This is a genomic window from Pseudomonas phenolilytica, assembly GCF_021432765.1.
Classification (GTDB): Bacteria; Pseudomonadota; Gammaproteobacteria; order Pseudomonadales; family Pseudomonadaceae; genus Stutzerimonas; species Stutzerimonas phenolilytica.
This window is the reverse complement of sequence record NZ_CP058908.1, coordinates 1,517,904-1,529,800: the sequence shown is the minus strand read 5'-3', so window position 1 is coordinate 1,529,800 and position 11,897 is coordinate 1,517,904. Positions and strand designations below refer to the sequence as shown.

Annotated in this window: 13 protein-coding genes; 5 read left to right on the top strand and 8 right to left on the bottom strand. The window is 67.1% G+C overall.

Going from position 1 to position 11,897, the window contains the following annotated elements:
• Window positions 1-105 precede the first annotated feature (105 nt).
• From HU825_RS07235 to HU825_RS07200, 8 genes are all read right to left on the bottom strand, one after another.
• The gene (locus HU825_RS07235) at window positions 106-570 is read right to left on the bottom strand and encodes an Rsd/AlgQ family anti-sigma factor (protein ID WP_043297902.1); all 465 of its coding nucleotides are present in this window, start codon (window positions 568-570) and stop codon (window positions 106-108) included.
• A 289-nt stretch (window positions 571-859) separates the two neighbouring features.
• The gene (locus tag HU825_RS07230; RefSeq protein WP_077682707.1) at window positions 860-1,351 is read right to left on the bottom strand and encodes a disulfide bond formation protein B; all 492 of its coding nucleotides are present in this window, start codon (window positions 1,349-1,351) and stop codon (window positions 860-862) included.
• A 118-nt stretch (window positions 1,352-1,469) separates the two neighbouring features.
• Window positions 1,470-2,690, bottom strand: a complete 1,221-nt coding sequence (locus tag HU825_RS07225; protein ID WP_234303206.1) for a heme biosynthesis HemY N-terminal domain-containing protein — start codon at window positions 2,688-2,690, stop codon at window positions 1,470-1,472.
• A complete protein-coding gene (locus tag HU825_RS07220) occupies window positions 2,687-3,844 on the bottom strand; it encodes a uroporphyrinogen-III C-methyltransferase (protein ID WP_234303205.1) in 1,158 nt (385 codons plus the stop codon). The genes HU825_RS07225 and HU825_RS07220 overlap by 4 nt, the downstream gene beginning before the upstream one ends.
• Window positions 3,845-3,860: 16 nt before the next feature.
• Window positions 3,861-4,631 (bottom strand): uroporphyrinogen-III synthase, encoded by a 771-nt coding sequence (locus HU825_RS07215; protein ID WP_054094436.1) that lies wholly within the window; start codon window positions 4,629-4,631, stop codon window positions 3,861-3,863.
• Window positions 4,628-5,566 carry a hydroxymethylbilane synthase gene (gene hemC / locus HU825_RS07210; protein WP_043297897.1) on the bottom strand — a complete coding sequence of 313 codons (939 nt, stop codon included), beginning with the start codon at window positions 5,564-5,566 and terminating at the stop codon, window positions 4,628-4,630. Before hemC ends, HU825_RS07215 begins: the two co-directional genes overlap by 4 nt.
• A gap of 157 nt (window positions 5,567-5,723) precedes the next feature.
• Entirely contained in the window at window positions 5,724-6,470 is a 747-nt protein-coding gene (locus tag HU825_RS07205; protein ID WP_077682711.1) for a LytR/AlgR family response regulator transcription factor, read from the bottom strand.
• A 5-nt stretch (window positions 6,471-6,475) separates the two neighbouring features.
• The gene (locus HU825_RS07200) at window positions 6,476-7,597 is read right to left on the bottom strand and encodes a sensor histidine kinase (RefSeq protein WP_431978452.1); all 1,122 of its coding nucleotides are present in this window, start codon (window positions 7,595-7,597) and stop codon (window positions 6,476-6,478) included.
• A gap of 123 nt (window positions 7,598-7,720) precedes the next feature.
• Here HU825_RS07200 and argH point away from each other — a divergent pair, with 123 nt between their 5' ends.
• From argH to HU825_RS07175, 5 genes are all read left to right on the top strand, one after another.
• Window positions 7,721-9,115 carry an argininosuccinate lyase gene (gene argH / locus HU825_RS07195; RefSeq protein ID WP_234303204.1) on the top strand — a complete coding sequence of 465 codons (1,395 nt, stop codon included), beginning with the start codon at window positions 7,721-7,723 and terminating at the stop codon, window positions 9,113-9,115.
• 47 nt (window positions 9,116-9,162) lie between these two features.
• Window positions 9,163-10,314: an NnrS family protein gene (locus tag HU825_RS07190; RefSeq protein ID WP_234303203.1), complete on the top strand. Its 1,152-nt coding sequence runs from the start codon at window positions 9,163-9,165 to the stop codon at window positions 10,312-10,314.
• 83 nt (window positions 10,315-10,397) lie between these two features.
• The gene (locus HU825_RS07185) at window positions 10,398-10,925 is read left to right on the top strand and encodes a hypothetical protein (protein ID WP_043297891.1); all 528 of its coding nucleotides are present in this window, start codon (window positions 10,398-10,400) and stop codon (window positions 10,923-10,925) included.
• A gap of 62 nt (window positions 10,926-10,987) precedes the next feature.
• On the top strand, window positions 10,988-11,422 hold the full coding sequence (locus tag HU825_RS07180) for a hypothetical protein (RefSeq protein ID WP_234303202.1): 435 nt from the start codon (window positions 10,988-10,990) through the stop codon (window positions 11,420-11,422).
• A gap of 112 nt (window positions 11,423-11,534) precedes the next feature.
• Window positions 11,535-11,780: a TIGR02647 family protein gene (locus HU825_RS07175; protein WP_043297890.1), complete on the top strand. Its 246-nt coding sequence runs from the start codon at window positions 11,535-11,537 to the stop codon at window positions 11,778-11,780.
• The last annotated feature ends 117 nt before the right edge of the window (window positions 11,781-11,897 follow it).

Here is an 11,897-nt window from a genome sequence, read left to right as displayed (position 1 = left end):
TGCCTCCTGGCGGGTTCGATGCAGCCATACTAGACGCGCGCCAGGCCGCCCGCCAGAGGGCCTGTCAGGCCCGCCGGCGCGGTGAACGGAACGTGATCCAGAGGCTCAGGCCGTGACGGCAACCTGCTTGTGCGCGGTGTGCAGCACTTCGATCAGGCAGTCTTCCAGCTCGAAGCGCTCATGCAACAGCTGGCCCAGCTGTCGGAGTTCGTCACCCAATCCAGGACTGCCGAGGCAGTCACCCTTTTCGCAGCGATCGTTGAAGGCGAGCGACACCTGGGTGATGACTTCGATGCGCGGGTAGATCTGCTTGGCCAATTCGATGCCGCGCGCGTCGCCGAAGGCCTTGGCCTCGGCAAGCAGCTGTTCGTATATCTCGAAGTGCCCGGCGGACACGTAGTCAACCAGCAGTTGGCAGAATCTCTGCAGGGCCTGGCGTGTCGCGGAATCGCTTTCCACATGCAGCCCGTCGAATGCGTCGACCAGCGCATGACGCTCCTGCAGCCAGCGGTCGATCAGCAGATGCACACCACCCCAGCGTTCCTGGGCGTTCCGACAGCTCTCGAGCATGATGACCTCACTTCCCTAATCGAAATACTTTTTCGCCTTTCCGAGACGTTTTTTTGTCTTTCGGTATCGGCCTTGGGTGAGTGGCGGTGCAAACGGCGAATTTCCGTCACCGCACGAGCAGACTATGCTGCCGCGCAGCAGGCTTCAAGCAATGCCGGCGTTTTTTCCGCCCGCCTGTCCCCTGCATTCCGGCTGCCGGTGAGCGCCGGAATTACAGTGCCCGAGCCATCATCTGCGCTTTCTCACTGACCGTCGAACGGGAAGCAGGTTCGCTGATGAAGCGCGACGATCAGCCGCGACGCAGCATCTGCCAGCCGCAGAACGCTGCCATGGCGATGAACGCCAGCAGCGTCCACTCGGGAATGCTCATGCCCAGCAGGGTCCAGCTGACCTCTGCGCACTCGGCGGTGCCGTGCAGCACCAGACGGGCGATTTCCTGGAAGGGCAGCGCCTCCATCATGTATTCCAGACTCGGCAGACAGCTCGGCAGCTCTTCGGCCGGCACGCTCTGCAGCCAGATCTGGCGGATCGCCGTGGCGCCTCCGGCCACCGCGAACAGCAACGCGAACGCGGCATACAGGCGCCGGCCGGTCAGTGCCGGATCATGCAGCGCGGCGATCAGACAGACCACGCCGAAGCCGATCACACAGATACGCTGCACGATGCACAGCGGGCAAGGCGCCAGGCCGACCACATGCTCCAGATACAGCGCAGCCCCCATCATCGCGACGCAGGCAAGGAAGGCGAGAAGGAAAAGCGAACGTGGGCTGGCCAGGTTCATGGGAGCTCCGCAAGCAGGAAAAGCCCGCTACGGTAGAGGAAAGCGGCGACCGCTTACAAGCGGCCGCCGCCTGGCTTGCGAACGGCGACACCCGCGCGACGGCGGGCGTCGCTCACTGTCAGAGCGGTGCCGGCAGGTTACGATCCAGCAGCCCGAGCCCCTCGTGGAACAGCTGGTTGCTGCGCTGCGCATCACCCAGTTGGGCCAGCAGGCGCGCCAGCTCAGCGCAGGTTTGCGGGCGATGCTCGATGCGCAGACTCGCCTCGAAATAATCGCGCGCCTTGCCCCACAGCTCGTTACGCAAACTCAGCCGGGCAAGCGCCAGCAATAGCGCGGCGTTGTCCGGGTGCGCCTTGAGCCAGCCTTCGGCATGTGCCAGCTGACGAGCCGAATCGCGCCCCTGAACGCAGCCGTAGCGCTCGACCAGGCGATCATCGAACTGACGCTTGAGCGCGGCGTACAGCACTTCCTCGGCCTTCGCCTCGGCGCCGAGCCGGCTCAGGCCGTCGGCGTAGGCACGCACCAGCAGGGGTTCGTGACGCAACGCAGCGGGTACCGACTGCCAGCGCTGTTCGAGCGCCTGGCGCGCCTCCTCCGCCGTGCCGGCTTCGGCGCTCGCGACCTGCTCGACAGCGGCGGTCCAGGCCAACCGCTCCAGCTCGTCCAGACGCGCCACCGGCAGCACGCGCTGCTTGCGCAGATCCGGCAGCAGCCGGCACAGCGCGGGCCAGTCCTCCAACTGCACATAGAGCTGCTGCAACTGCACCAGCAGATAGGGATGGCGCGGATGTTCGTCGTGCAGCGCGCTCAGCGTCGCCCGTGCTTCGGCGTACTGGCCGCGCGCGATCTGCAGCTGTGCCTGCGCCAGGCCGATGGCCAGCGCGGCCTGCGGTTCACGTTCCCGTGCCTGACGCAGCAATTCGTCGCTCTGCTCATGTTCGCCCAGTTCGTTGGCCGCGCGGGCCGCGCCCAGGTAATGCACCAGCGGCTGACGGTCGTGCTCGGCGGCGGTACGCAGGTGCCCGAGGGCATGCTGCCATTGCCCTTCGGCCAACTCACGCATGCCACGCCGCGAAGCGTTCTCGACGCGCCGCGCGCGATGCCGCCGCGACCACGGGTTGACCAGCGCGCCGGAAAGCTGCAGCACCCCCAGCAGGCGGTGCAGCAGTACCGCAAGCAGCCAGAAGGCGGCAATCAGTCCCAGGAAAACCCAGAAACTGGATTCGTAGCGGAAGCGATCGTAGGTGATCAGCACGTAACCGGCGCTCTGGCTGATGGCCCAGCCGAGAAAACCGACGATCGCCAGGATCAGAATGAGAACGAGGGCCAGACGTTTCATGTGCGCTGTGCCTCCTGCTCCGCCTCGGCCGCCGGCTGCGCCGGTGCCGGCTCGCTGCCGTCCTGGGTTTCACGCTTCTGCACGTAGACCTGCAACGCCTTGAGGGCCGGAGCCAGGTCAGGCAGCGTCACCGCAACCTGCCGTCCAGCGAGCGCCTCGATGCGCTGGCGCAGCCCGCGGGCGTCGCCGTTGTCCTCGCTGAAGTGGTCCTGCAGCATGCTGCGCGCCTGCTCCAGCGACTGCTGGTAAACCTCGGTATTGCCGTTGAGCACCGCCCACTGCGCCTGCTCGATGGCCAGCGACAGCGCCAGCTGCACTTGCGCCAGGCTCTGGCCGGCGAGCAGCGGCTTGACGTTGGTGCCGGCGTCGAAGTCGATGCGCACGTAGCGCATCAGCTCGTCGAGCCAGCGTTGCCAGCGGCTTTGCACCGCATCGCCCGGCAGCGCCTCACCGTTGATGAATTCCGGCGCCAGCGCGCTGAGCCGGCTGGTCTGCCCGCGCAGGGCTCCAAGCTGCAGGAACAGCCCGGTGCGGTCCAGATCCGGCAGGCTGCGCAGGCCTTCGAGTCCTTCGAGCAGTTTCTGCCGGGTGGCGTACGCGGCCGGGTCATCCTGTTTCTGCAGGATCAGGTCGGCCTCGTGCACCAGCATCTCGGCGCTCTTCACGTCCTGCATGGCCGACAGGCGCAGCATTGCCATGCGCAGCAGATGTTCGGCCTCAGCCAGCCGCCACTCCTCGCGGCTGGCGCCGAGCACCTGCTCGACGCGTCCGGAGAGACGCTGCTGGTCGCTCTGCAGGGCGGCGAGCAGACGCCGCTGCTCGTCCAGCGCGGCCGGCGATGGCAGTTGTTCCAAGGGTGCCAGACGGCTGGCCAGCTGCCGATCGGCCTCGGCCAGACGCTGCGCCTGCGCGTCGGCGATCTGCAGCGCCTTCGCCTGCTGTGCATCGCGAGCGGCGAACTGCTGCACCTGCCAGACGCTGTAGCCAGCCACGGCGATACCGGCGACGCCGCACAGCAGGGCCAGCAGAGGCAGCGCCTTGCCGCCGCCCTGACGGACAGGTTTGGCCGCGGCATTCTTGCGGGCGTCGTTAGCGATGGGATCCGGCGTGCTGGCCGGGGATTGCAGCGGCTCGTTCTTGTCTGTTTCGCTCACATTTCCATCCTTTGCTTCAGAAGGCAGGCCGCGGTGTGCTGCGTACGGCCGCCAGCAAGGCCGCGGCGGCAGCGCCACGGCAATCCACGATTCGTCGGGCGCCCAGCTGCCGGGCCATCTCAGCGACCCTGGGGCTGGGTACGAACAACGGTAATTCAAGCAGATCGGGCCAGGCGGCGCCGGCCAGCGCATGCAGCGACTGCAGCCCCTGGCCGCTGCTGATCACCAGGCCATTGAGCCGCTGCGCCTCTACCAGATCCATCAGCGCATGCGGCGGATATTCAGGCAAGCAGCGGCGGTAAAGCTCCAGCGTGTCGACCTGCACGCCGCGCGCGCGCAAGGTCTCGGCGAAAAACTCGCGCCCGCCCTCGCCGCGCACGATAAGCACCTTCGGCGCCGGTACCGCCAGCGCCTCAGCCAGTTGCGGCAGCGCCAGCAGGGCTTCGCTGTCGTCGCCGGTCTGCGGCCAGCTGACGTCCAGGCCGTAGTCCGCGAGGATCGCCCCGGTCGCCGCGCCGACGCTGAACCAGCGCTGGCCGAACGGCGGCTGCGGCCAGTAGCGGTCGAGCAGTTCCAGCGCCAGGCGCGCGGCCGGCTTGCTGACCACGACCACGGCGCAGTAACGATCCAGTTCGAGAATGGTTGCGCGCTGCTCAGCGGTTTCCGGCAGCGGCTCGATCGCCAGCAGCGGCAGGCTGGCGCTGTCGATTCCGGCCTCGGCCAGCGTCGCCGCCAGCGCGGCGCATTCCTCGGCCGGCCGGGTCAGCAGCAGGCGCCAGCCGCTCACGCGTGACCGGCCTCGCCGTAGACCGCCTGGAGAATCCGTTCGGCGCCCTGCGCCAGCAGGTCTTCGGCGACGCGCACGCCCAGCGCTTCAGCGTCGGCGGCCGGCGCACGACCCTCGGCGCGCAGCAGCAGGCTACCGTCGGGCTGCCCGACCAGGCCGCGCAGCCACAGTTGCTCGCCCTCGAGTACCGCGTAGCAGGCGATCGGCACCTGGCAGCCACCATTCAGCCGCTTGTTCAGCGCACGCTCGGCGGTGACGCGCGTGGCGGTCGCGGGATCATTCAGACAGGCGAGCAGCTGGTGCACTTCGCTGTCGGCGCTGCGGCATTCGATGCCGACCGCCCCCTGTCCGCCGGCCGGCAAGCTCTCGTCGACGCCGATGCTGGAGCGGATGCGCTCGCCGAAGCCGAGGCGAATCAACCCGGCGGCGGCGAGGATGATGGCGTCGTACTCGCCGGCATCCAGCTTGGCCAGGCGGGTGTTGACGTTGCCGCGCAGGAACTGGATTTTCAGGTCCGGACGGCGCGCCAGCAGCTGGGCCTGGCGGCGCAGCGATGAAGTACCGACCACGCTGCCGGCCGGCAGCGCATCTAGGCTGTCATAGCTGTTGGAGACGAAGGCGTCGCGCGGGTCTTCGCGCTCGCAGATGCAGTACAGGCCGAGCCCGGCGGGAAACTCCATCGGCACGTCCTTCATCGAGTGCACGGCGATGTCCGCCTCGTTCTCCAGCAGCGCGGTTTCCAGCTCCTTGACGAACAACCCCTTGCCGCCGATCTTCGCCAGTGGCGCGTCGAGCAGCTTGTCACCGCGGCTGACCATCGGCACCAGGCTGACCGTGAGTTCGGGGTGCGACGCCTCCAGGCGGGCCTTGACGTATTCGGCCTGCCACAGGGCCAGGGCACTCTTGCGGGTGGCGATGCGAATTTCGCGAGACATGGGCTAATCCAGAACCAGTGAATTGCCGGCGATGATAACAGGGCCGGCGGCGTCGCTGGGTTGGCAGGAATCAAGGAACGCCGCCGCACGCACCGGCGACCCGGCGCGGCGCGACGGCCAGCCGGCGACGGGCCGCCACCGTGCACCGAGAATGCGCTTAGAGGCTCTGCATCAGCTTGCGCACACCAGCGACATGCCGTCGGCTCACCGTCAGTGCCTCGCCCTCGAGCCCCTTGAGGTACAGCTGGAAATGTCCCAACGGTGTTCGCTGCAGGCGCTCGATGCGGTCGCGGAACACCAGCGCATTGCGGTGGATACGCACGAAGCGCTCACCGAACTCGTCCTCGAGCGATTTCAGCGGTTCGTCCAGCAGCACCTCACCGCCGGCGTGACGCAGCGTCACGTATTTGTGGTCGGCAATGAAATAAATCACCTCGTCCAGCGGGATCAGCTCAATGCCCTTGCGCGTGCGCGCACTGATATGGCTGCGCGGCCCGCCACCGGAAACCGCCGCCGGACGGGTCAGTGCAGCGAGCTGCACGCGGTTGGGACGCTCGGCCTTCTTCAGCGCTTCGGCCAGATGCTCGGGGCGCACCGGCTTGACCAGATAGCCAACCGCGCTGACCTGGAAGGCCTCGAGGGCGAATTCGTCATGGGCAGTACAGAAGATCACCGCCGGCGGCGCATCCATCTCGCACAGCCGGGCGGCGACCTGCAGGCCGTCGAGGCCGGGCATGCGGATATCGAGCAACACGATATCCGGGCGCAGTTCTTCGATCAGCGACAGGGCTTGCTCGCCGTTGCTCGCGGTCGGCTCGAGGACACGATAACCGTCGAGGTCACCTACCAGTCGGCTTAGGCGCTCGCGGGCCAGAGGTTCGTCATCGACAATCAGCACATTCATAGAGGTCAGGCTTCCTGCTTTTGTCTCGCACATGGATAGCGTAGACAGGTGTAGTGGCGGCCATCACGGCGCTCCACGCTGAGACTCGCCTGCGGCCCGAAAAGTGCCGCTAATCGTGCGTCGATATTCAGCAAACCCTGGCGAGTACCGCGCGAAACCTGCGTTTGCGCCGCTTCGTCGAACGGGTTGCTGACCTCCAGGCTGAACACGCCGTCGGCATATTTCGCCGTCACGCTGACCAGGCCGCCCTCGATGCGCGGCTGGATGCCGTACACCAGCGCATTTTCCAGCAGCGGCTGCAGCGTGAGCTGCGGTATCGGCAGGTCCGCCGGCACCTCGTCGATCTGCCATTGCAGCTGCAGGCGGTCGCCAAGGCGGTACTGCTCGATCGACAGATAGCGGCGCGCCAGTTCCAGTTCGTCCTGCCAGGCCACCAGCGTGCCGGGGCGCGCCAGGCTGGCGCGGAACAGGTCGGACAGATCGAGCACCGCCTGTTCGGCCTTGAGCGGATCGAGCGCGACCAGGCTGGCGATGCTGTTCAGGCTGTTGAACAGGAAGTGCGGGCGGATCCGCGCCTGCAGCGATTCGATTCGCGCGCGCAGCTCGGCCTGCTCTTGGCGTCGCCACTGGCTCTGCAGGTAGAAGTAGCGTAGCAGCAGCCCGGACATGATCAGGCTGATCAGCGCGTGGCGCAGGTACAGATTGACCTCGCCCTCGCGCTGCAGCGGTCCGGCGAGCTGATAAATATCGGCCACCGCGGTGCAGGCCAGCGCCAGGCCGACCACCAGCACGCAGCACACCAGCCCCGCCAGCGCCGCCCGCAGCTGCGCCAGCAGCGGGCGCAGCAGGCACAGCGTGCCGGCCGAGAGCAGCACGATCCATTGCACGAACAACGAAGTCAGCGCCAGGCGCATCCAGTCAAAGCCCGGCTGCATCGGTTCGGCCAGCACCAGCACCAGCACCAGCAACTCGGCCAGCAGCACCAGACCGAGCAGCGCCTCCGCGCGGCACAGTTCTGGAATGAAGAAATCGTCGGTTACGCCAGTGGATTTCACTTGATCAGCCTGTCGGTTTGCCCGCCCGGCAGTTTCCGTGCGCCCTCCGACATCGGCAAGCCAGCCACCCACCGCGAGCGCCGGAAAAGCGTGGATTTGCCAGCCAGCTCACCCTTCCGGCCGTGCCCGATCGCCGCGCCATCCCTGCTATCATCGCGGCCTTTCCTCAGCCTTCGGATTTCAGCGAGCGCATACATGAGCACCGACAAGACCAACCAGTCCTGGGGCGGCCGTTTCAGCGAGCCCGTCGACGCCTTCGTCGCCCGATTCACCGCCTCCGTCGAGTTCGACAAGCGCCTCTACCGCCACGACATCATGGGCTCCATCGCCCACGCCACCATGCTGGAAAAAGCCGGCGTGCTGAGCGCTGATGAGCGCGAGCAGATCATCACCAACCTGAAGGACATCCAGGGCGAGATCGAGGCCGGCACCTTCGACTGGCGCGTCGACCTGGAAGACGTGCACATGAACATCGAGGCGCGTCTGACCGACCGCATCGGCGTCACCGGCAAGAAGCTGCACACCGGCCGCAGCCGCAACGACCAGGTCGCCACCGACATCCGCCTGTGGCTGCGCGACGAAATCGACGTGATCCTCGGCGAAATCACCCGCCTGCAGCAGGGTCTGCTGGGTCTCGCCGAAGCCGAAGCCGACACCATCATGCCCGGTTTCACCCACCTGCAGACCGCGCAGCCGGTGACCTTCGGCCACCATCTGCTGGCCTGGTTCGAGATGCTCAGCCGCGACTACGAACGTCTGGTCGACTGCCGCAAGCGCACCAACCGCATGCCGCTGGGTTCGGCCGCACTGGCCGGCACCACCTATCCGATCCAGCGCGAGATCACCTGCGAACTGCTGGGCTTCGAAGCGATCTCCGGCAACTCGCTGGACGGCGTCTCCGATCGCGACTTCGCCATCGAATTCTGTGCCGCCGCCTCGGTGGCGATGATGCACCTGTCGCGCTTCTCCGAAGAGCTGGTGCTGTGGACCAGCGCGCAGTTCCAATTCATCGACCTGCCCGACCGCTTCTGCACCGGCTCCTCGATCATGCCGCAGAAGAAGAACCCGGACGTGCCCGAGCTGGTGCGCGGCAAGACTGGTCGTGTGTTCGGCGCGCTCGCCGGCCTGCTGGTGCTGATGAAGGGCCAGCCGTTGGCCTACAACAAGGACAACCAGGAGGACAAGGAACCGCTGTTCGACGCCGCCGACACCCTGCGCGACTCGCTGCGCGCCTTTGCCGACATGGTTCCGGCGATCAAGCCCAAGCGCGAGATCATGCGCGAGGCGGCGCTGCGCGGTTTCTCTACCGCCACGGATCTCGCCGACTATCTGGTACGCAAGGGCCTGCCCTTCCGCGACTGCCATGAGATCGTCGGCCATGCGGTGAAGTACGGCGTGCAGACCGGCAAGGACCTGGCCGAGATGAGCCTCGACGAGCTGCGCCAGTTCAGCGACCAGATCGGCGACGACGTGTTCGCCGTGCTGACCCTGGAAGGTTCGGTGAACGCCCGCAACCACATCGGCGGCACCGCGCCGCAGCAGGTGCGGGCCGCCGTGCAGCGTGGCCGCGACCTGCTCGCCAGCCGCTGATCCCACCTTCGGAGCGGGCGCCGGCCCGCTCCGACCCGGAGGCGCCCATGCACCCGCGCAAGCCGCGTCTTCCCTTCGCCAACGCCTGGTTCTTTCCCGCCGCCGCGCTGTATGCGGCCGTGCTGCTGCCGATCTCGGTACTCGGCCTGCTGGGCCTGCTGCCCGCGCTGCCGGGGCTGGTCACGCCTGCCGGTCATGCGCGGGAAATGCTGTTCGGCTTCGCCCTGGCGGTGATCGCCGGTTACCTGCTCGGCCCGCAACCGTTGCGGCTGATCCTGTCACTGCTCGGCTGCTGGTTGCTGGCGCGCGTCGGCGCGCTGTTCTGGCCCGGTTCCTGGCTGACGATGGGGGCCACGCTGCTGTTCGCCGCCGGGTTGGCGTGGAAGGTGCTGCCGCGCTTCGTCGGTGCGGCGAAGAAGTGGCGCAACCAGTCCGTCGCGCCGGTGGTCGGCGGGTTGGCGCTGCTCAGCGCGATCACCGCCACCGGTCTCGATTACGGGATGCTGCGCCTGCTGCAGCACGAGGCGCTGCTGCTACTCGCCGCCCTGCTGTTCTTCATGGGCGGACGCGTCATCGCCCCGGCGCTGGCCGGCCATGCGCAGAATGAAGGGCGCCGGCTAGACGCCCGCGTGCAGCCGCAACTGGAAGGCGCGGTGCTGATCCTGCTGGCGCTCGCCCTGCTGCTGGCGCCGCTGCCCTGGCTGCTGCTGCAGCGCCTGGCGGCCGCCATGCTGGTCGCCGCCAGCGTGCTCTGCGGGATTCGCCTGCTGCGCTGGCAGCCCTGGCACTGCCGCACACGTCCGGACCTGCTGGTGCTGCTGCTCGGCTACGCCTGGCTCGTGCTCGGCCTGCTGCTGCTCGGCCTGAGCGCACTGATCCCGACGCTGCCGGCAACCGCCACGCTGCATGCGCTGAGCGTCGGTGCCCTGGGCAGCCTGACCTTCGGCGTGATGGGACGTACGCGGCTGGTGCAACGCTTCCGCGATCCCGAGGCGCGGCGCTGGATTCACCCCTTCGCGCTGCTGCTCAGCCTGGCCGCGCTGGCACGCATCGTTCCGCCCATGCTGGGCCTGCAACCAATGCCCTGGTTGCTGTTGGCGGCGGGCTGCTGGTCGCTGGCCTATCTGGCGCTGGCGGTGCTGCTGTGGCAATGCCGTGATGTCCCTGTCGACCGTCCGCGGGCAACGGCTGATCAGTAATCGTCGAGGAACTCTCACGCAGCGCGCTTGACGTACAAGCAGTCGACGGCGAATCCGCCGTCATCCATTCGCGGAGACATCGCATGGCCAACCTGCGCACGCTGCTGTTGAATCAGGACACCCAGGGCGGCGAACTCTTCGAGTCGCCACGCGAACGCCTGCTCTTCTACCGTGCCGAAATCCATTTCGAATCCTCGCTGCTGGCCGAGCGCACCAGCGCCTATCTGGCCTCGCAATCGTTTCTGATGATCGCCTTCGCCTCGTCGATGGCCAACAGCAACCCCGACTGGGGCAACCTGTTCCGCCTGGTGGTACCGGCAGTGCTGGCGCTGCTCGGGCTGCTGACGTCGCTGCATGCAATGCCTGGTATCCGCTCGAACTTCGAAGTCATCGAGCGCTGGCACCAGAAACAGGCCGAGCTGCTGCAGCTGGAGGGACGCGTCGGCATCCTGCCGAACAACGAATCGGCGCTGTTCGGCGAAGGCACCAGCCCCGCGGGCGGCAAACGCTACAAGCGGACGTTGCTCTTCTCGCTGCGCACGCCGATCATTTTCTCGCTGGTCTGGGGCCTGTTCGGCGTACTCTGCCTGACGCTAAGTCTGCTGGACTGAAGGCGGTCGCCGGCGGCTGGCCCGTCAAGCGGCGGAGAGCCGCACAATCGAGGAGAAACCGCATGCCCGAGTCCGACCGCCCGCGCTACCGCATCAGCGCGGATCGCCAGACCGCTCACCGGCGGGTACGCTACATCGAGACCAATCAACCGGACGACGGCAGCTGCACGCTGTGCCAGCTGGACACCGCCAACCCGTCGCCAGCCGAAGAGAACCGCGCAATGTCCAACGAGATCGAGCAAGACGACGAGGCCTTCGCCGAGGCCACACTGATTCAGGCCATCGAGAACCAGCTGGAGGCCGGCGAGCCGGCCGCCGCCCAGGCAACCCTGAACAAGCTGACGCTGGTCGGCTACGAACGCGAGGAAAGCGTGCAGATGATGGCGCTGGCCCTGGCCCATGAAATCCGCCGCATGCTCGCCGAGGATCGTCCCTTCGACGGCGCTGCCTACGAAGCCCTGTTGCGCAACCTGCCGGAACTGCCAGAGCAGGCGTAGCGGGCACCGGCCGGCAATCGCGCCGAACCCGAACCTGGATCAAGGCAGGCTCGCGACCAGCAACTACACTCAGCGAGCAAGGGCCGAATGGCCCACCATTCGAGGAGCGAGCATGTCGTACACCCCTGAGTTGGTCGCCGAACTGGAAGTCCTTCGACAGTTCAATCTGGAAAATCTGCAGGAAGGCCTCAAGGTCCATCACGAGGCCAGCCCGTCCACCATCGCCGCGTTCGCCCGGCTGCATGCCAAGGGCCTGATCACTCAGGTCGACGGCGGTTATCTCACCAGCCTGGGGCGCGACGCCGCCGAACAGGCGCAAACCCTGCTGACCATACTCTGCGAGACCGCCAGCGCCTGAACCGCGCCATCAGCAGCGATCCGGGCGGCACCGCCGGCGCTGACGCCCGCTTGAGGTCTGGCCATGTGCCAGCCTCAAGCCACGCAGCGAGCGGCCGATGAACAGAAGTCGTCCCAC